The following is an 18,437-nucleotide window of genomic DNA, read 5'->3' as shown; positions in this document are numbered from 1 at the left end:
TCATAGATCAGGTTAATTATAAAAATGCCAATCATACTTGTGTTAATCGGCGTCATCGGCTTAGGGGTATTCTGGGGCTATCCGCAATATCAGCTTATGCAGCTTGAAAATGAAATGCGTACCAATCTGAAGTCTGGCGGCTTTTCCAGCTTTGTTGAGCAGGCCAAGCCAGTGATGCAGGCCATGAAATTGGATTTTAGCGTACTGGACCAGTATCCTCATATTCGTTTCTATATGCGTAATACGCTTTATACGGGCAAAGATTTACCCGACGGTGTTACTGCGATGGTCAAAACCATGAGCTGTAATTCCATTGATTCTTTTAGGACTATGGAATCCAAAGCCAGGACTGCGTTATTGAATGTGCTTGAAGAGGATCAAATCACTTTTCATGTTTCAGTCAAAAACAGGTTTGGTGCTGAACTAGCAACTCATCAGCAAAAACTGTCGGAATGTCCAAACTTCTTGCAGTTAAAACATTATAAAGAAGGTGATCCGTTACCCCCAAAGTCAAGTTTGAATAATCAAGTTCCTTCAGTTACACCAGCAGTTAGTGCATCTACTCAGGAGCGTGCGGCGAGCTATTAAATCCTGGCATGCGTGATCAGGTTATTTTAATTCTGCTCTCGCAATACATATTCGATGACACGCTGACAGGTATTTGCCAGACAAACATTGTTCGTTGAATAAACTTGTAGAAGCTTTCTTGCCATCGCAACATCAAGAAAGTATGCGTATTCAATATTGTTGATATTCAGGTTTAATTCTGGCTTGGAATTTTTATTGATAGATATTGCCTTGGATTCCAGTGTCCAAGGCAATTCGGCATAGATTAGATGATCGGCAGGAAATTCATTCAGATTCAGGAGGATATAAAACAGATCCATTTTATTTTCTTGTGAGACTTAATTAGAAGTAGCTTTATTTATTCAAAGGCACTTACATCACCGACACCACGACGGATCACCTCAGGCTGATCTCCTGATAAATCCACAATAGAAGTCGTACTTAATGTGCCCAATCCACTGTCGATAAACACATCAATACGCTTACCGAGTTGCATCTCAATGTCATAAGGATCATCTAAAGGATCCGTCTGATCTGGCAAGATGAGTGTGGAAGTTAGCAGCGGTTCGCCCAGTTCTTGAAGCAGCATCTGACATACAGGATTGGTGGGGATACGCAAACCAATGGTTTTTTTCTTCGGATGCATTAAACGTTTAGGCACTTCGCTGGTTGCCGGAAGAATAAAAGTGGTCACAGCAGGTGTATTATTTTTCAGCAAACGATAGATGGCATTGTCGACTTTGGCATAAGTCGCAAGATCGGATAAGTCACAGCAGATAATAGCATATTGGTGCTTAGGTCCTAAGCCACGAATCTGCGCGATTCGCTCCATCGCATGTTTATTCCCAATCTGGCAGCCAATCGCATAGGCTGCATCGGTCGGATAAACCACAACATCACCGGCACGAATACGTTCTACCGCCTGACTGATCAGACGAGCTTGCGGATTATCCGGATGTACACGTAAATGCAGCATAAATATTCCTCCCAACCTGCCTTAAACTTATTATGAAATGCCTTTGTATAAAGTAACAATGACAAACAGGTAGATTTGTGTAATTTAATCAAGCATTTCACGTTGAAATTCATCAGATTGTAAACTTTTGCCCGCACGGGTGCAGACACAGATACAATCAATGAAGCGTTTGGCATCACGTGGCAGTTTGGCTTCACCACTAAAATAGCGTTGCACCTGGGCATAGACATTATCTTTAAAGCTGGAGCCATCGCCACCATCGCCGGTTAAATTGTCCAGAGACACACGGAACTTACGGCCAAATGCTTTGGAGAACATCAATTCAATTGCTTGTGGCTTGATTTCGACCTGCTCAAATAATGCCTGCTGTTCCTTGGTGCGGCCATCTGGCGCATACCAATAGCCCAGATCTGGCAGCTGACGGCGCTTGTCTCCGGCAATGGTCCAGTGGCTAATTTCATGCAGGGCACTATTAAAGAAACCATGCGCAAACTGGATCCGGGCAGGGTTATCTTCTGTAGCCGGGAAATACTCCGGTTCAAAATCACCACGGACTAAAGTGACATTTAGGTGGGAAAACCAGTGATTAAAGTGTAAGATGAGCCAATCAACCTGTTCCGCTTCTGAGGATAAATTCGCCCACGGTAAGCGTTGCACTTGCTGTAGTGAGCTGTCAGAATCGGAGGTTGAAAGTGTGCTAACGAGTGATGAAACATTCACTTCTGTTTGCGGCTGCAACAGATGCATGACTGAAATTACCCAATTGGTCTGTCTAAAAATAAGTACAAAATTGTATCTTAATCTTTGACAGAGTTCTGATGAATTTGTAGAATTGCCGCCTTAATTATGTCAGCAAATACCTTTCCGGCACAGATTGAGCCGTTTAAATGGGCTGAACAGGGCTTTAAATGGTCAGGTCAACTGCCTTTATCCCGCTTTGTTCGTATTGCTCGTGAAGCTGTTGGATCAATTGATGATCAATTGATTAACATAGACTGTAAGCTATCAATGGATGCCTATCATCGCATTGCATGGTTGGATGGTCATGTTGAAACGAAAGTTCCAATGGAATGCCAGCGTTGTCTGGAGACCGTTGAAATCGAACTCGTTTCAGATTTTCATCTAGCTCTTGTGGATGATGAGTCACTGATAGAGCGCTTGGATGAGGATGCTGATTTCATCGTCTTAGGTGAAAGTGAAGCAACGACGAAGGGTTCATATGATGCACCTGCCACCGCTGACTTACTCGCACTGATAGAAGATGAATTGTTATTGTTGATGCCGCTGTCTCCTAAGCATGACGTTTGTGAGCATAAGCATCAACCTGCCGCAGAAGAAGTTGTTGAAGAAAAACGGGATAATCCGTTTGAAGTTTTGGCAGCTTTGAAGGGTAAACTTAACTAATTTTTGTGTTATACTCATGCGTATAAGACAATCGAATTTGTTCTGATCCATTTTTTCGATATTTGTAAGGAGCCATCATGGCCGTTCAGCAAAACCGTAAAAGTCGCTCTCGCCGTGACATGCGCCGTTCACATGACGCTTTAACTGAGAATGCATTAACTGTAGACCAAACTACTGGTGAAACTCATCGTCGTCACCACGTATCTAAAGATGGTATCTACCGTGGTCGTCAATTATTCGCTAAAGCATCTGCTGAATAATTGATGATGTATTAAGCATTAAAGCTTAGTAGAAAAAATGGGAGCGTTAAGCTCCCTTTTTTTATGCCTGATTTTATCTCTTGGTTTTGCGGTCATCATGTGAAGTCGCGGTTTTTGTTGTATTTGGCAATTACCCAAGCCAAAATTACGTGTTAAATTGCGCTCCACAATGGGTAAGGTGATCTGATCGGCCAATTTTAGGTCTAAGAAAAGATTCGCACCTCTTGAATGAAAGGATTTTATTTATGTCTGCTAAACAACTCGAACAAGCAGCTCAAGCAACTAAAACTGCATTTGTGTTCCCAGGTCAGGGTTCACAAAAAGTCGGCATGCTCGCTGAACTTGCAGAACAGTTTAGTGGTATCCGCGATACATTTGCTGAAGCATCTGAAGCGGTGGGTTTTGATCTGTGGCAGATTGCACAGACGGGTGAAGGTCTGGATCAAACCGAATTTACTCAACCGGTACTATTAACAGCATCCATCGCTTTATGGCGTGTATGGTTAGAGCTGGGTGGAGTAGCACCAAAATATATGGCGGGCCATTCACTCGGTGAATACAGCGCGTTAGTTGCAGCGGGTGCTTTAAGTCTGGGTGATGCAGTCAAGCTGGTGAACCTGCGTGGTAAGTTGATGCAAACTGCTGTACCTCAAGGCGTAGGTGCAATGGCGGCGATTCTGGGTCTGGATGATGCCAAAGTGATCGAGCTTTGTGCACAAGCAACAGCAGCAGGCGAAGGTTCAGTTGAAGCAGCCAACTATAATGCTCAGGGGCAAGTCGTAGTTGCTGGTAATAAAGAACGTGTAGAAGCCGTGATGGCACTGGCCAAAGAAAATGGCGGTAAAGCGATTGCACTACCAGTTTCAGTTCCTTCACATTGTTCACTGATGAAACCTGCCGCTGAGCAGTTCGCAACAGCTTTGGAACAAACTGCCATTGAGATGCCACGCATACCTGTATTACAAAATGTAGGCGCAAAAGCAGCTGCGGACGTGACTGAACTTCGTCAGGCTTTGACTGAGCAGCTGTATGAGTCAGTACAATGGACTAAAACACTACAATTCCTTCAAGATGAAGGCGTTGAGTACATTGTAGAATGTGGCCCAGGTAATGTACTGGCCAATATGGCAAAACGTTTACCGAATATCGAAAAAGCACTTCCATTAGATACTCAATCTCGTCTGGAAGATGCGTTGAACACCGTATTGGTGGCAGAAGGGAAAATTGCATGACACAGGAACGTAAAGTTGCCTTGGTGACAGGTGCAAGCCGCGGCATTGGTGCTGCAATTGCACAACAATTAATTCAAGACGGTTATTTTGTCGTAGGTACTGCGACTTCTGAAGCGGGTGCAGAGAAACTTAATGCACAATTTGCTGAAAATGGTGCCGGTAAAGTTCTAGATGTACGTGATGGTACTGCAATTGATGCACTGGTCAGCGATATTGAACAAAACTATGGTCCTGTGCTGGTACTGGTGAATAATGCCGGTATTACCAAAGACAACCTGTTATTGCGTATGTCGGAAGACGACTGGGATGATATTTTAAACATCCATCTGAAAGCCGTTTATCGTTTATCTAAACGTGTGCTGAAAGGTATGACTAAGGCACGTTTTGGCCGTATCATTAATATCAGTTCTGTGGTGGCGCATTTTGCTAACCCAGGTCAGGCGAACTATTCAGCTGCCAAAGCAGGTATTGAGGCGTTTGGTCGCAGTCTGGCTAAAGAAATGGGTAGTCGTCAGATTACAGTCAATGCTGTTGCACCTGGCTTTATCGCAACTGAAATGACTGAACAGTTAAGTGAAGAAATTCGCAAAAAAATGAGTGATCAAGTGGCTTTAAACCGTTTAGGTGATCCACAAGATATCGCGAATGCCGTAAGTTTCCTGGCATCGGACAAAGCCAGTTACATTACAGGTACAGTCATTCACGTTAATGGTGGTTTATACATGAGCTAAACGGCACATGTATTAACTTTCCAAATTTTATAGATTCAATTAAACTAACGGCATTAAAAACGCCACAAGCAATGAGGAGAATTCCTGTGAGCGATATCGAACAACGCGTTAAACAAGCGGTTGCAGAACAACTTGGTATCAAAGTCGAAGAGATTAAAAACGAAGCATCTTTCATGGATGACTTAGGTGCTGACTCTCTAGATCTAGTTGAACTTGTTATGTCTTTCGAAAATGACTTCGACATCACTATTCCTGATGAAGATTCTAACGAAATCACAACTGTTCAATCTGCTATTGACTATGTTACTAAAAAACTTGGTTAATGCTGATTTTCAGCTTTGCTGAACCTAAAGACCACCGCAAGGTGGTTTTTTTGTGCCTGTAGAATAGATATAGGGTGATTTTACAATCGATAACCTTTTGCTTACCAATGACTAACTTTGTATCTGCTGCTTTCCTTGTACAAATAAGAATGATCTGATGAATAACAAGAATGGAGTCCACTATGGGTCTTTTTGATTTTGTAAAAGGCATTGGTAAAAAGAACACTGCAGCTGCGGAGCCACAACAAACACCGGCAGCAACTCAACAGGTACCTGCCGCTGCACCTAAAGCAGCATCGGCTGAACCTTCTGCACAGGAAATAGCGAACAAATTATTAGGCCATGTTAAAAGCCTAGGACTGCCAATTACAGGATTGTCGATCAGCTATAACTCAACTTCAGATCTGGCAACCGTACGCGGACAGGTACAAAGTCAGGCGGATCGTGAAAAGATTATTTTAGCGGTAGGAAATGTTGATCATGTCGCTAAAGTGGATGACCAGCTGACTGTAGCGAATCCGGAACCTGAAAGTAAGTTCTATACGGTTAAATCGGGTGATACCTTATCTAAAATTTCGAAAGAAATTTATGGTGATGCCAACCAGTACAACAAGATTTTCGAGGCAAATCGCCCTTTACTGAAAAATGCGGATGATATTTTTCCGGGTCAGGTACTACGTATTCCTGCCTAGTTTTAGATAATCATCAATATAAGTTAATAAAATTTTATTTTAAACTTATCTAATTCAGATAAACGGTTCACAACAAAGCCCCTTATGGGGTTTTGTTGTATCTACCACTTGAACCCTTGTCAGAATTAGATTCTTACATCCAGATATGAACTTTCCTTTACTTCTTCCATAACCACATAACTATGTGAGGAAGCAGAAGAGGGGAGCTTTTTTAATAAATCCCCAAGCAGACGCCGGTAAGCACTCATTTCCTTTAGGCGTGCTTTCACCAGATAATCAAAATCTCCCGAGATCAGATGACATTCCAGCACTTCAGGAATTTCGCTTAAGTCACGCGCGACCTGTTCAAATACATCACCGGATTTGGCAGAAAGTTTGATTTCTAGAAACACTAACAGGTTCTTTTCCAGCTTTTCCGGATTGAGCCGGGCATGGTAACCCATGATGATTCCATCGCGTTCCAGTCGCTTGACCCGCTCGGAACAAGGTGTGGTGGAGAGGTTGACTCGGGAGGCAAGTTCACTAATGGCAATGCGTCCATCGCGCTGCAGGATATCTAAAATCATGCGATCAATGCGGTCTAATTTACGCATCTATTATTCCCTTAATTTTTAAAAATGACGCGAAAAATCTAGTGAATTTGCTGAATATATCAGTTTAAAACAGTGAAATTCACTATTGATCCAAAAATATACTGGTGAAATAAACTATAAACGTCATTGAGGGTAATGTCATGCGCGTAATTGTATTAGGTGGTGGTGTCATTGGTGTAACAAGTGCCTACTATCTTGCGCAGCAGGGAGCAGAAGTGACTGTCCTTGACCGTCAGGCAGGTCCAGCTGAAGAAACCAGTTTTGGTAATGCAGGCCAGATTTCTCCTGGTTATTCGACACCTTGGGCAGCACCTGGCATTCCATTTAAAGCAGTGAAGTGGATGTTTCAGCATCATGCACCATTGGCGATTAATGTCGATGGTAGTCTGTGGCAGTTACAGTGGATGGCTCAGATGCTGAAAAACTGTAATGCTCAGCATTATGCAGTGAATAAAGAACGTATGGTGCGGGTCGCTGAATATAGCCGTGACTGTTTACGTAATCTACGTCGTGATATCGGCATCTCTTATGAAAACCGTTCTAAAGGAACCTTGCAGATTTTCCGTAAGGAAGCACAGCTCGATGCAGTACAACGTGATATCGAAGTGCTGAAAGAAACCGGCGTGGATTTTGAATTGCTGGATCGTGAACAGCTAGCCAAAGTTGAACCGGCACTGGCTGAAGCTAAAGATAAACTGGTAGGTGGTTTGCATCTGCCAAATGATGAAACTGGTGATTGCTACCTGTTCACCAATGCGCTGGCTAATTATGCCAAAGGCATGGGCGTACAATTCAAGTTTAACCAGCAGGTTGAAAAACTGCTGTTTGAAGGTGACCAGATCAAAGGTGTACTGGTTAATGGTCAGGTATTGACCGCAGATAAATATGTGCTGGCTTTTGGCAGCTATTCCCGTGATTTCCTGAAGCCGCTACATCTGGATCTGCCGGTGTATCCAGTCAAAGGTTATTCATTGACCATTCCAATTGTGGATCAGACTCATGCACCACAATCGACTGTGCTGGATGAAACTTACAAGATTGCATTGACTCGTTTTGATCAGCGGATCCGTGTCGGTGGTATGGCAGAGTTGACAGGCTTTAATTTGGGCCTGAACGAAGATCGCCGTGCAACCTTGGAAATGGTCACTCGTGACCTGTTTCCGGGCGGCGATATGGCGCAGGCCAGTTTCTGGACCGGCTTACGTCCAATGACTCCGGATAGCACACCAATTATTGGACCGACACGCTTTAACAATCTGTTCCTGAATACTGGGCACGGTACCTTAGGCTGGACTATGGCCTGTGGTTCAGGAAAGCTGATCAGTGATCTGGTACTGGGTCAAGCACCTGAGATTAGTACTGAAGGTTTATCACTGAATCGTTATCAGCAGGTTGCTTAAGCTTTTAAGGATTATCAGTTTCAGGGAAGAAATTTATGCCACGTCCAATACACGCGGTGATTCATCAACAGGGATTGCAACATAACCTGCAAGTTGCACGTTCCTGTGCACCTCAAAGCCAGGTCTTTGCAGTCGTCAAAGCTGATGCTTATGGGCACGGTATTGAGCGGGTTTATCTCGCATTAAAAAGTGCCGATGGTTTTGCCTTTCTGGATCTTATTGAAGGAAAGCGTTTGCGTGCCTTAGGCTGTGACAAGCCCTTACTGTTGCTGGAAGGCATTTTTGGCCTTGAAGATTTGTTCGACTGCGCCAAGTATGAGATGGGTTTTGCAATTCATGCCCAGCATCAACTGGAATGGTTAAAAACCTTTGTCCAATTACAGCCAGACGTACAGTTTGATGTCTTTTTAAAAATGAATAGCGGAATGAACCGGCTCGGTTTTTTACCTGAGCAGTATTCTTCCGCTTTTCAGGAATTAAAAAATATTCAGCAAGTACGCTCTATCAGTCATATGACACATTTTTCCGATGCGGATGGCATGCGACTTGGACAGGAAGGTATTGAACATCAACAACTGGTCTTTATCGAAACCATTCAAAATCTGCCGGGCAAAACCTCACTCAGTAATAGTGCTGCCATTCTGCGCCATCATCAGCATATACAGTCAGACATTGTACGTAGCGGCATCATGCTTTACGGCAGTTCACCTGACTATCCTACCCATACGATTGATCACTGGAACTTAAAACCGACCATGAGTCTGCGTAGCGAACTGATCGCGATTCAGCAGGTTCGGGCAGGAGACAGCATTGGTTATGGCTCTACTTTTATAGTTGAGCAAGATATGCAGATTGGAATTGTGGCCTGTGGTTATGCGGATGGTTATCAGCGAATCACACAAACTGGAACACCAGTTTTGGTAGATGGGATTCGAACCCAAACGATCGGTCGCGTCAGTATGGATATGCTGGCAGTTGATCTGGATTCTGTACCGGATGCACAGATTGGTAGCGAAGTTGTGCTGTGGGGACAATCCATTCACGGCACAGTATTACCGATTGATGAAGTGGCCGCGGGTTCAGGTACGGTTGGCTATGAGCTGATGTGTGCCATCACCCAACGTGTGCCCGTGCAGATTGAAAGTTTAAGATTAAACAAATATTAGAAATAAGAGAGGATAAAATTATGACGGAACATATAGATATTCAGCGTTTGAACAGCAATCAGGTGATGAGTGCTGTCACCATTCACAATCAAACCGTGTATTTATCAGGGCAGGTGCCGGACAGCACCAGTCTGGATATTCGTGGTCAAACGCGTGAAGTGCTCATGAAGATTGATCAACTCCTTCAACTGGCAGGTACAGACAAAAGCCGTCTGTTATCTGCACAGCTCTTTGTAAAAAACCTGGAAGACTTTCAAACCGTCAATGCTCTCTGGATTGAATGGCTCGAGGGATGTGGCACACCAGCACGCGCAACCATTCAGGCGGACCTGGTAAATCCCGCCTGGTTAATTGAAATTGCAGTGATTGCAGCACTCCCTTAAGTTGCTTCAGATTTTTATATCTCCCAACTTGATTTTGTAAGCATATCATGCCTGATCATTTAATCCATTAAATGAAACTGCATCTGCAATCAGGATTTCAGGAAGAAATCCGATCAGATAAGCGAAGGCTTGATGTGAAAAAGGAACCGAATATGAATACAGCCTCTTCTAAAGATGATGCATCATCATCTCCCCAAGAATTACAACGTAAGCTCTCTAACCGCCATTTGCAGTTAATTGCCATTGGTGGTGCCATTGGTACAGGCCTGTTTATGGGTTCTGGTAAAACGATTGCACTGGCAGGGCCTTCAATCTTGTTTATCTACATGATTATTGGAGCCATGTTCTTTTTCCTGATGCGTGCATTAGGGGAAATCCTGTTATCCAATTTGCACTATAAATCCTTCATTGATATGGCGCATGACCTGATTGGTCCGGGGGCTGGCTATTATATTGGCTGGTCGTACTGGCTGGGCTGGATTCTGGTCGGTATTGCCGACTTAGCGGCAATTATCAATTATCTGAATTTCTGGCTGCCACCCGATATGGCTTTTACACCCATGGGACAGGCCATGATCAGTGCGGGCTGTGTATTGCTGGTACTGGGAATTAACCTACTGACCGTGAAGCTGTTTGGTGAAATCGAGTTCTGGTTCGCCCTGATTAAAATTCTGGCGATTCTGGGCCTGATTGTGATTGGCGGATATATGATCTTCAGCGACTTCCAGGCACCAAGTGGATCGGCTGCCAGCCTGACCAATGTCTGGGCATATGACGGTATGTTCCCTAAGGGCACGATGGGCTTTCTGGCCGGCTTCCAGATTGCGATGTTTGCTTTCGTAGGTGTGGAACTGCTGGGTACGATGGCGGCTGAAACCAAGGATCCGGAAAAGAACTTACCTAAAGCAGTGAATGCGATTCCTACGCGAATCATCCTGTTCTATGTATTGTCTCTGCTGGTGATTATGTCTGTAACACCGTGGGTAGAAATTCCTGCTGATCAAAGCCCTTTCGTGACCCTTTTCCTGCATGCGGGTATTCCCGTATCAGCCATTATCATGAATCTGGTGGTGCTGTCTTCTGTAATGTCTTCCATGAACAGTGGCGTGTTCTCTACCAGCCGGATGCTGTTTGGTCTGGCACGTGATGGTCAGGCACCCCAGGCTTTGGCTGAGCTTTCAAGTCGTGCAGTTCCGGCTAAAGGTCTGTTATTTTCCTGTGCCTTTATTATGGCGGGTGCAGCTTTCCAGTATTTTGTGCCGAACACGATGGAAGCCTTTACGCTGGCCAGCTCACTCTGTGTGATTCTGTTTATCAGTATCTGGGGGCTGATTATGGTGTGTTATATCCGTTACCGTAAACAGCAACCTGAAAAACATGCCACTTCGACCTTCAAAATGCCGGGCGGAATCTGGATGTCCTATCTGGTGCTGATCTTCTTGTTCTTTGCCTTAGTTATTTTAAGTCTGGAAGCAGATACCATGAAGGCACTGATGATTAGTCCGCTGTGGTTGGTGATTCTGTTCGCCACCTATCATACTTTGTATAAACCACGTCTTCGTAAACGTCAGCAACTTCTCTCCGGAGAATAAAAGTGCAGACATAAAAAATCCCCGATCAATCGGGGATTTTTTAATTTTAGGGAATTTTAGAAAGTAGGTTTTACCACCACTAAAATCACCACAGCAAATAAAATCAGCGTTGGCATTTCATTAAAGAAGCGCCAGAACTTGTGTGACTTGTAATGAGCATTTTCTATCAGTTTCTTGCGGTAATAACCACATACCAAATGGTAAATGACCAGCAAGCCGACCAGCCCTACTTTCAGGTAGAACCATACGGCTTCATGGTAATGACGCGTTGCATCACCCCAATCGACCAGAAAGTGTGCTGTGATCAGCGTGGCGACCATGGCTGGCCACATGATTCCGCGATACAGCTTGCGTTCCATAATTTCAAAGCGTTGATGACTTACGACATCTTCACTCATGGCATGGTAGACATAAAGCCGTGGCAGATAGAACAAAGCAGCGAACCAGCAAACCACAGCAATAATATGTAATGCTTTTACCCACAAGAAAGCATCAGAAGGAGCATCCATCAAGTCACCCTAAAATGGGCGGCTTAGCCTTCCCATTTTTTGAAAACGAGACAAGCATTTACGCCGCCGAAACCGAAACTGTTACTCATCACAGTATTCAATTTTGCGTCACGTTTTTCAAGTACGATATCAAATGGTTTTGCACCTTCATCCAGTTCAGTCACGTTGATGTTTGGTGCAATAAAGTCATTTTGCATCATCAGGATAGAGTAGATCGCTTCCTGTACACCTGCAGCACCCAGGCTATGACCTGTCATAGATTTAGTCGAGCTGAGTGGAGGAACCTGACCTTCACCGAAGGCACGCGCCATGGCTTTAAGTTCAGTAACATCACCCGCTGGAGTAGAAGTACCATGTGTGTTCACGTAGTCAATTTTATCTACGCCATGCTGTTTGGCTTCTTCTAGAGCCATCAGGATACAACGTGTTGCACCTTCGCCAGATGGAGCAACCATGTCAGCACCATCAGAGTTGGCTGCATAAGCTACAACCTCAGCCAGAATATTCGCGCCACGTGCCTGAGCATGTTCCAGTGACTCAAGCACCACGAAACCGCCACCGCCAGCAATCACGAAACCGTCACGGTCTGCTGAATATGGACGAGAAGCTGTTTCAGGTGTGTCGTTGTATTTAGAACACAACGCACCCATCGCATCAAACAGCAGGCTTTGAGACCAGTGATCTTCTTCACCACCACCGGCAAGCATTAGATCCTGTTTACCCAGTTGGATCAGGTTGTAAGCATAACCAATTGCATCGGCAGAAGTTGCACAAGCGCTAGTAATCGAGTGAGCAATCCCTTGTAATTTAAATGCGACACCGACGTTTGCAGTAATGGTGTTTGACATGTTACGTGGGACGAAGAATGGGCCAACTTTACGCGCACCTTTTTCTTCCAGCAATTTTGTCATTTCTACTACAGAAGCTGTCGAGTTGCCACCTGAACCACCCGCAATACCATAACGTGGATTATTCGCCAGATCTTCCTGTTTTAAGCCAGCATGTTCAACAGCAGCCACAGCAGCATTGTAGGCATACATTGCACACACGCCCATGAAGCGTTTCAGCTTACGGTCAATGCCATCAAAATCCTGTTCAGCAGCAGCGCTCACATGGCTCTTGAAATTCAGTTCAGCATAAGTCGGATTAAAACGTGTTCCTGAAATCCCATTTTGTAAAGAGTGATTCACATCCTCTAATGTATTACCAATGCACGAGTTAATACCCATACCAGTGATGACAACACGTTTCATCTACAGATCCTTATAGTTTATCTCTGGGGCAGAGGGAGATATTTGACGTTGATAAGACAGCAAAATATAGCGCTGACCCCTATTTCACAATGCAGAACATCATAGCAGAAAGAATTTTGAAATCTTATGGCAAATGTTATGCCGTGTGACAGTAGGTTGAGTTTATAAAGTACTGTGTAGAGCTTTTACTAAATGAAACAGAATAAGGTTGAGATAAATGCTGACTACACCTAGTATTTATACCAAATACAAGCACGTGCATGCTGAGGTAAAAAATGGTAAATGCTAATAATAAACAATCTAATGGTCTGATTTCGAATGCCTTTGGAGTGGCGAAAAAGTTCAGTTCAACAGGTTTGGAACTGTTAAATCATGTTGCACCAGATTCTGTGACTAAAACCTTCAATACCGATCATGCTGTTGATGGCTCGGCAAAAGTCAAAAGCCCTTTTGCTTCAAAAAAATATGAAAATCCTAAAGACATGCTACGCGAACATCTTCCAAATGTTTCCCGTCAGCTGCTGGGCCGTCGTTTTAATACCGTGAATAATGTAGCGCATTTTGTTTCTCCCCAGCTGGCCGACAAAGTATCTGACTACTTTTATAATCACCTGAATCAGTTCAGCAACCAGATGAGTTCGGTTGATGCCATCCTGAATGAAGCAGGGGCGAAGGATCTAGAAGAACTGACTCAGGATACTACGCGTTCACAACGCATTTCTCAGGCGTTTGCCGAACAAAATAAATGGATGGCGACAGTACAAGGTGCTGTAAGTGGCGTCACTGGCGTATTGGGAACCGCGATTGATATTCCAGCTTCTTTACTGATGGCACTGCGTACCATCTATCAAGTAGGGCGTTCTTATGGTTTTGATCTGAGCAAGGAAAACGATCAGGAAATCGTACAGCATATCTTTAGACAGATTGATCTCAGTCTGATTGCAGAAAAACAGGCACTGTTAATGGGCCTTAAAGCGCTGAGCAGTACCTTAAAGACACATGACCTTTCCCAGCTACAGACCATACTCGGGTCAAGCAATGATGTGGAAACACTGAAAAAATGGCTCAGCAATCAGGATGGCAGCATGAAGTGGGAATGGATGAACCATTTCCCGAAACTGTCTTTATTAGAGCAGTTAACCAAACTGACTCCATTGGCGAGTGCAGGGATTGGCGCAGTCTATAGTCATCGCTTTGTGAATGACGTGAACCAGAAAGCTCAAGAAGTATTCTCGCATGCCCGTCAGTATCTGCAACAACATCAAGACCTAGGCTTGTCACCATATGCTGCCTATGAAAAAGCCGTTGATCTGCTCCAGCAGGCGGCACCGAAGCTGATGGAAAATCTTGACCATTCGGCAGCGGATAAAGATAAGCCAATTCTGGATAAAGAAATCCCAATTGAAGGCAATCAAACCATCAAGCAGGTCAAACTGGTCAAGAAAGATCAGGAAAGCTTGAGCCCGGAAGAAGCTGAAGTGAAAAAAGATGAAAAGGTCAGCGAAGGTCTGGATGAATTGACCGATAAACTGGTTGAACATGCTGACGCTAAACAAGAACAAAAACCGGCTATTCCAAAAGATTCTTTTGATGCAGATGCAGCACTGGAAGAAGAGCTCGGCTTGCAGGAAAATGACACAGAAATGTTACAGGCAGCCGCTGAAGAAGAGACGGATACAAACAAGCCTGAAAACTCCGAGACTGCAGACAAACAAACGCAAGCTGAGGAAACTACGGAAGATGTTGCAAAAAATGCTGCCACGAAATCGAAAAAATAAGTGATTTTCGCCATAAAATAAACGCTTAAAGTCGAGATGCGATCGTATTTTGCCTGACTCCGGCATATTGACCGATTTTGCATCTTGACATACAATTGCATGCCCTCAAAAAGTAGTATTTTTTTGGGGCTTTTTATTAACGGGAGAATTGCCACATGGCAACAACAAATCAGTTGATCCGTAAGGGTCGTACGACTTTAGTTGAAAAATCTAAAGTTCCTGCGTTGAAGGCTTGTCCACAGCGCCGTGGTGTTTGTACACGTGTTTACACAACTACACCTAAAAAACCTAACTCAGCAATGCGTAAAGTTTGCCGTGTTCGCTTAACTTCAGGTTTCGAAGTTTCTAGCTACATCGGTGGTGAAGGCCATAACCTACAAGAGCACAGTGTTGTTCTTATCCGTGGTGGTCGTGTTAAAGACTTACCAGGTGTACGTTACCATACCGTTCGTGGTTCTTTAGACTGTGCTGGTGTTAAAGATCGTAACCAAGCTCGTTCTAAATACGGTACTAAACGTCCTAAGAAATAATCTTTTGAGATTAAGTTCTTATTTCGCTAGAACTGCAATCCTTTATCGTCTCGCTTGTCTGATTTCTGCATTTAATTTTGTGAAAATTCAAGCGACGTGTAGTAAGGCCAGCGAATGCACACGACACTTTGTGCTACTGCTGGATTAACCTGAAGTGTCATATTTATAGGTAGTTTTAAAATGCCAAGACGTCGCGTAGTCGCTGCTCGTGAAATCCTTCCGGATCCTAAGTTCAGCAGCCAAACAATCGCTAAATTCATGAACCACGTAATGCAAGATGGTAAAAAATCTATTGCTGAAAGTATCGTTTACGGTGCTTTAGACCGCGTTCAAGAAAAATCTAAAGTAGACCCAGTTGAATTTTTCGAGACTACTCTTGAAAAAGTTCGTCCTATGGTCGAAGTAAAAGCACGCCGTGTTGGTGGTGCTACATACCAGGTACCTATGGAAGTGCGCCCATCCCGTCGTACTGCCTTGGCTATGCGTTGGTTAGTAGATGCTGCTGCTAAGCGTTCTGAAAAAACTATGGCTTTACGTCTTGCTGGCGAGTTGCTTGATGCAGCTGAAGGTAAAGGCGCAGCGGTTAAAAAACGTGAAGATGTGCACCGTATGGCTGAAGCCAACAAAGCATTCTCTCACTACCGTTTCTAAGCAAATAAAACAGGCCCTTATCAGGACGGTGATGATATGGGTTTCACCCAATTGTCATCAAAGCGCTTTAAGTTGCTAGCAACTTAAAGCGTCCTGTTTTAAACAACAAAATTTAGGAATGCAAGAGATCATGGCTCGTCAAACCCCAATTTCTCGTTACCGTAACATTGGTATCTCTGCTCACATTGATGCGGGTAAAACCACAACTACTGAACGTATCTTGTTCTACACAGGTGTATCTCACAAAATTGGTGAAGTACATGATGGTGCAGCAACAATGGACTGGATGGAGCAAGAGCAAGAACGTGGTATTACCATTACTTCTGCTGCTACCACTACATTCTGGTCAGGTATGTCTAAGCAGTTCCCAGAACACCGTATCAACGTAATTGATACCCCGGGACACGTTGACTTCACAATCGAAGTTGAGCGTTCTATGCGTGTTCTTGATGGTGCATGTATGGTTTACTGTGCTGTAGGTGGTGTACAACCTCAGTCTGAAACTGTATGGCGTCAAGCTAACAAATACCAAGTGCCTCGTTTAGCATTCGTGAACAAGATGGACCGTACTGGTGCAAACTTCTTCCGTGTTGTTGAACAAATGAAAACACGTCTTGGTGCGCACCCTGTACCTGTAGTAATCCCTGTTGGCGCTGAAGAAAACTTCCAAGGCGTTATCGACTTGATCGAAATGAAAGCGATCATTTGGGACGAAGCTTCACAAGGTATGAAGTTCGAGTACGGCGAAATCCCTGCTGATCTTCAAGAAACTGCTGAAGAATGGCGTACAAACATGGTTGAAGCTGCTGCTGAAGCTTCTGAAGAGTTAATGGATGAATACCTGAACAATGGCGATTTGACTAAAGAACAAATTGTTGCTGGTCTACGTATTCAAACATTGGCTTGTGAAATTCAACCAATGCTTTGTGGTACAGCGTTCAAAAACAAAGGTGTTCAACGTATGTTGGACGCAGTAATTGAATTCTTGCCATCACCGACTGAAGTTAAAGCGATCGAAGGTATCCTTGACGACAAAGCTGAAACTAAAGCGACTCGTGAAGCATCTGACGAAGAACCGTTCTCTGCATTAGCGTTCAAAATCATGAACGATAAATTCGTAGGTAACTTAACTTTCGTACGTGTTTACTCTGGTGTTCTTAAACAAGGTGACTCTGTTTATAACCCGGTTAAATCTAAACGTGAACGTATCGGCCGTATCGTGCAAATGCACGCGAACGATCGTCAAGACGTTGAAGAAATCCGTGCTGGTGACATCGCTGCGTGTGTAGGTCTTAAAGACGTAACTACTGGTGATACACTATGTGATGAGAAAAACATCATCACTTTAGAGCGTATGGAATTCCCAGAGCCAGTAATCGCATTGGCTGTTGAACCAAAAACTAAAGCTGACCAAGAAAAAATGTCTATCGCTTTAGGTCGTTTGGCTAAGGAAGACCCATCATTCCGCGTTCGTACTGACGAAGAATCTGGTCAAACAATTATTGCTGGTATGGGTGAGCTTCACCTTGACATCATCGTTGACCGTATGAAACGTGAATTCAACGTTGAAGCGAACATTGGTAAACCAATGGTTGCTTACCGCGAAACAATCAAAAAGACTGTTGAGCAAGAAGGTAAGTTCGTACGTCAAACTGGTGGTAAAGGTAAATTTGGTCACGTATACGTACGTTTAGAACCGCTTGATCCTGAAGCTGGTAAAGAATACGAATTCGCTGAAGAAGTTGTAGGTGGTGTGGTACCTAAAGAATTCTTCGGTGCAGTTGACAAAGGTATCCAAGAACGTATGAAGAATGGTGTCCTTGCTGGTTATCCAGTAGTTGGCATCAAAGCGACATTGTTCGACGGTTCTTACCATGATGTCGACTCTGACGAATTATCGTTCAAGATGGCTGGTTCTTATGCCTTCCGTGACGGTTTCATGAAAGCAGATCCTGTTCTTCTTGAACCTATCATGAAAGTTGAAGTAGAAACTCCAGAAGACTACATGGGCGATATCATGGGTGACTTAAACCGTCGTCGTGGTATGGTTCAGGGTATGGACGATTTACCTGGTGGTACTAAAGCAATTAAAGCTGAAGTTCCACTTGCTGAGATGTTTGGTTACGCAACTCATATGCGTTCTATGTCTCAAGGTCGTGCGACTTACTCTATGGAATTTGCTAAATATGCTGAAACTCCACGTAACGTGGCTGACGGCATCATTTCTAAGTTCCAGTCTGGCGGTAAAAAAGGTGACGACGAGTAATCTTTCGATTACTATAAGCCCAAACTAATTCATAGTTAAAAACCAAGCGCTCATGCAGTGATCCTGCATGAGCAGTTCAAAAAGGAAGATCTCATGGCTAAGGCTAAGTTCGAACGTAATAAGCCACACGT

The 18,437-nt window shown here is 43.9% G+C and carries 21 protein-coding genes; 15 read left to right on the top strand and 6 right to left on the bottom strand.

Annotated features, from left to right (window positions below):
• Positions 1 to 24 precede the first annotated feature (24 nt).
• A complete protein-coding gene (locus B3143_RS10535; protein ID WP_214001531.1) occupies positions 25 to 588 on the top strand; it encodes a hypothetical protein in 564 nt (187 codons plus the stop codon).
• A gap of 26 nt (positions 589 to 614) precedes the next feature.
• On the opposite strand, the gene B3143_RS10530 is transcribed toward B3143_RS10535, so the two are convergent.
• The 3 genes from B3143_RS10530 to B3143_RS10520 form a co-directional block, all read right to left on the bottom strand.
• The gene (locus B3143_RS10530) at positions 615 to 887 is read right to left on the bottom strand and encodes a hypothetical protein (RefSeq protein WP_214001530.1); all 273 of its coding nucleotides are present in this window, start codon (positions 885 to 887) and stop codon (positions 615 to 617) included.
• Between the two features lie 38 nt (positions 888 to 925).
• The gene (locus tag B3143_RS10525; RefSeq protein WP_214001529.1) at positions 926 to 1,543 is read right to left on the bottom strand and encodes an L-threonylcarbamoyladenylate synthase; all 618 of its coding nucleotides are present in this window, start codon (positions 1,541 to 1,543) and stop codon (positions 926 to 928) included.
• An 84-nt stretch (positions 1,544 to 1,627) separates the two neighbouring features.
• Entirely contained in the window at positions 1,628 to 2,290 is a 663-nt protein-coding gene (locus tag B3143_RS10520) for an elongation factor P hydroxylase (protein ID WP_214001528.1), read from the bottom strand.
• 99 nt (positions 2,291 to 2,389) lie between these two features.
• On the opposite strand from B3143_RS10520, the gene B3143_RS10515 reads away from it, so the two are divergent.
• The 6 genes from B3143_RS10515 (at position 2,390) to lysM (ending at position 6,185) form a co-directional block, all read left to right on the top strand.
• The gene (locus B3143_RS10515; protein WP_004783305.1) at positions 2,390 to 2,947 is read left to right on the top strand and encodes a YceD family protein; all 558 of its coding nucleotides are present in this window, start codon (positions 2,390 to 2,392) and stop codon (positions 2,945 to 2,947) included.
• Positions 2,948 to 3,024: 77 nt separating this feature from the next.
• Positions 3,025 to 3,207 carry a 50S ribosomal protein L32 gene (gene rpmF / locus B3143_RS10510; RefSeq protein WP_004783304.1) on the top strand — a complete coding sequence of 61 codons (183 nt, stop codon included), beginning with the start codon at positions 3,025 to 3,027 and terminating at the stop codon, positions 3,205 to 3,207.
• Positions 3,208 to 3,452: 245 nt separating this feature from the next.
• Complete coding sequence (gene fabD / locus B3143_RS10505) at positions 3,453 to 4,439, top strand: ACP S-malonyltransferase (RefSeq protein WP_175966821.1); 987 nt, start codon at positions 3,453 to 3,455, stop codon at positions 4,437 to 4,439.
• Positions 4,436 to 5,170: a 3-oxoacyl-ACP reductase FabG gene (fabG, locus tag B3143_RS10500; RefSeq protein WP_034701607.1), complete on the top strand. Its 735-nt coding sequence runs from the start codon at positions 4,436 to 4,438 to the stop codon at positions 5,168 to 5,170. Before fabD ends, fabG begins: the two co-directional genes overlap by 4 nt.
• Before the next feature lie 86 nt (positions 5,171 to 5,256).
• On the top strand, positions 5,257 to 5,493 hold the full coding sequence (acpP, locus tag B3143_RS10495) for an acyl carrier protein (RefSeq protein ID WP_004783299.1): 237 nt from the start codon (positions 5,257 to 5,259) through the stop codon (positions 5,491 to 5,493).
• A gap of 182 nt (positions 5,494 to 5,675) precedes the next feature.
• Positions 5,676 to 6,185 carry a peptidoglycan-binding protein LysM gene (gene lysM / locus B3143_RS10490; protein WP_208462127.1) on the top strand — a complete coding sequence of 170 codons (510 nt, stop codon included), beginning with the start codon at positions 5,676 to 5,678 and terminating at the stop codon, positions 6,183 to 6,185.
• A gap of 125 nt (positions 6,186 to 6,310) precedes the next feature.
• Here the strand turns inward: lysM and B3143_RS10485 are convergent, their stop codons facing one another.
• Positions 6,311 to 6,778 carry an Lrp/AsnC ligand binding domain-containing protein gene (locus B3143_RS10485; protein WP_214001527.1) on the bottom strand — a complete coding sequence of 156 codons (468 nt, stop codon included), beginning with the start codon at positions 6,776 to 6,778 and terminating at the stop codon, positions 6,311 to 6,313.
• Positions 6,779 to 6,918: 140 nt separating this feature from the next.
• Here B3143_RS10485 and B3143_RS10480 point away from each other — a divergent pair, with 140 nt between their 5' ends.
• The 4 genes from B3143_RS10480 to B3143_RS10465 all read left to right on the top strand — a co-directional run bounded on the left by B3143_RS10480 (position 6,919) and on the right by B3143_RS10465 (position 11,319).
• Positions 6,919 to 8,178, top strand: coding sequence for a D-amino acid dehydrogenase (locus B3143_RS10480; RefSeq protein ID WP_125278766.1), 1,260 nt, complete (start codon positions 6,919 to 6,921; stop codon positions 8,176 to 8,178).
• Positions 8,179 to 8,213: 35 nt separating this feature from the next.
• Positions 8,214 to 9,344, top strand: coding sequence for an alanine racemase (gene alr, locus B3143_RS10475; RefSeq protein WP_208462129.1), 1,131 nt, complete (start codon positions 8,214 to 8,216; stop codon positions 9,342 to 9,344).
• Between the two features lie 20 nt (positions 9,345 to 9,364).
• A complete protein-coding gene (locus B3143_RS10470) occupies positions 9,365 to 9,727 on the top strand; it encodes a RidA family protein (protein ID WP_208462130.1) in 363 nt (120 codons plus the stop codon).
• A gap of 152 nt (positions 9,728 to 9,879) precedes the next feature.
• Positions 9,880 to 11,319, top strand: coding sequence for an amino acid permease (locus B3143_RS10465; RefSeq protein ID WP_208462131.1), 1,440 nt, complete (start codon positions 9,880 to 9,882; stop codon positions 11,317 to 11,319).
• 56 nt (positions 11,320 to 11,375) lie between these two features.
• On the opposite strand, the gene B3143_RS10460 is transcribed toward B3143_RS10465, so the two are convergent.
• Complete coding sequence (locus tag B3143_RS10460; protein WP_208462132.1) at positions 11,376 to 11,828, bottom strand: CopD family protein; 453 nt, start codon at positions 11,826 to 11,828, stop codon at positions 11,376 to 11,378.
• 23 nt (positions 11,829 to 11,851) lie between these two features.
• Positions 11,852 to 13,081, bottom strand: a complete 1,230-nt coding sequence (locus B3143_RS10455; protein ID WP_005234293.1) for a beta-ketoacyl synthase N-terminal-like domain-containing protein — start codon at positions 13,079 to 13,081, stop codon at positions 11,852 to 11,854.
• 275 nt (positions 13,082 to 13,356) lie between these two features.
• On the opposite strand from B3143_RS10455, the gene B3143_RS10450 reads away from it, so the two are divergent.
• The 4 genes from B3143_RS10450 to fusA all read left to right on the top strand — a co-directional run bounded on the left by B3143_RS10450 (position 13,357) and on the right by fusA (position 18,306).
• Entirely contained in the window at positions 13,357 to 14,859 is a 1,503-nt protein-coding gene (locus B3143_RS10450; protein ID WP_208462133.1) for an EcsC family protein, read from the top strand.
• 155 nt (positions 14,860 to 15,014) lie between these two features.
• Positions 15,015 to 15,389, top strand: a complete 375-nt coding sequence (gene rpsL, locus B3143_RS10445) for a 30S ribosomal protein S12 (RefSeq protein ID WP_004783283.1) — start codon at positions 15,015 to 15,017, stop codon at positions 15,387 to 15,389.
• Between the two features lie 180 nt (positions 15,390 to 15,569).
• A complete protein-coding gene (gene rpsG / locus B3143_RS10440; protein ID WP_004783282.1) occupies positions 15,570 to 16,040 on the top strand; it encodes a 30S ribosomal protein S7 in 471 nt (156 codons plus the stop codon).
• A 130-nt stretch (positions 16,041 to 16,170) separates the two neighbouring features.
• Positions 16,171 to 18,306: an elongation factor G gene (gene fusA, locus B3143_RS10435; protein ID WP_175966832.1), complete on the top strand. Its 2,136-nt coding sequence runs from the start codon at positions 16,171 to 16,173 to the stop codon at positions 18,304 to 18,306.
• Positions 18,307 to 18,437: the final 131 nt, after the last annotated feature.

It is taken from the genome of Acinetobacter sp. UBA1496, from assembly GCF_002324975.1.
In the GTDB taxonomy this organism is placed as follows: domain Bacteria; phylum Pseudomonadota; class Gammaproteobacteria; order Pseudomonadales; family Moraxellaceae; genus Acinetobacter; species Acinetobacter variabilis.
Note: the sequence above shows the minus strand (reverse complement) of the source record. Positions and strands in the feature narration are given on the sequence as shown.

Coding starts and splice junctions, on each gene's coding strand:
- fabG (WP_034701607.1), top strand. CDS start 4,436: ATGACACAGGAACGTAAAGTTGCCTTGGTGACAGGTGCAAGCCGCGGC.
- rpsG (WP_004783282.1), top strand. CDS start 15,570: ATGCCAAGACGTCGCGTAGTCGCTGCTCGTGAAATCCTTCCGGATCCT.
- B3143_RS10470 (WP_208462130.1), top strand. CDS start 9,365: ATGACGGAACATATAGATATTCAGCGTTTGAACAGCAATCAGGTGATG.
- B3143_RS10485 (WP_214001527.1), bottom strand. CDS start 6,778: ATGCGTAAATTAGACCGCATTGATCGCATGATTTTAGATATCCTGCAG.
- B3143_RS10530 (WP_214001530.1), bottom strand. CDS start 887: ATGGATCTGTTTTATATCCTCCTGAATCTGAATGAATTTCCTGCCGAT.
- B3143_RS10535 (WP_214001531.1), top strand. CDS start 25: ATGCCAATCATACTTGTGTTAATCGGCGTCATCGGCTTAGGGGTATTC.
- B3143_RS10460 (WP_208462132.1), bottom strand. CDS start 11,828: ATGGATGCTCCTTCTGATGCTTTCTTGTGGGTAAAAGCATTACATATT.
- fusA (WP_175966832.1), top strand. CDS start 16,171: ATGGCTCGTCAAACCCCAATTTCTCGTTACCGTAACATTGGTATCTCT.
- lysM (WP_208462127.1), top strand. CDS start 5,676: ATGGGTCTTTTTGATTTTGTAAAAGGCATTGGTAAAAAGAACACTGCA.
- B3143_RS10450 (WP_208462133.1), top strand. CDS start 13,357: ATGGTAAATGCTAATAATAAACAATCTAATGGTCTGATTTCGAATGCC.
- B3143_RS10520 (WP_214001528.1), bottom strand. CDS start 2,290: ATGCATCTGTTGCAGCCGCAAACAGAAGTGAATGTTTCATCACTCGTT.
- B3143_RS10525 (WP_214001529.1), bottom strand. CDS start 1,543: ATGCTGCATTTACGTGTACATCCGGATAATCCGCAAGCTCGTCTGATC.
- B3143_RS10465 (WP_208462131.1), top strand. CDS start 9,880: ATGAATACAGCCTCTTCTAAAGATGATGCATCATCATCTCCCCAAGAA.
- B3143_RS10455 (WP_005234293.1), bottom strand. CDS start 13,081: ATGAAACGTGTTGTCATCACTGGTATGGGTATTAACTCGTGCATTGGT.
- B3143_RS10480 (WP_125278766.1), top strand. CDS start 6,919: ATGCGCGTAATTGTATTAGGTGGTGGTGTCATTGGTGTAACAAGTGCC.
- fabD (WP_175966821.1), top strand. CDS start 3,453: ATGTCTGCTAAACAACTCGAACAAGCAGCTCAAGCAACTAAAACTGCA.
- B3143_RS10515 (WP_004783305.1), top strand. CDS start 2,390: ATGTCAGCAAATACCTTTCCGGCACAGATTGAGCCGTTTAAATGGGCT.
- alr (WP_208462129.1), top strand. CDS start 8,214: ATGCCACGTCCAATACACGCGGTGATTCATCAACAGGGATTGCAACAT.
- rpsL (WP_004783283.1), top strand. CDS start 15,015: ATGGCAACAACAAATCAGTTGATCCGTAAGGGTCGTACGACTTTAGTT.
- rpmF (WP_004783304.1), top strand. CDS start 3,025: ATGGCCGTTCAGCAAAACCGTAAAAGTCGCTCTCGCCGTGACATGCGC.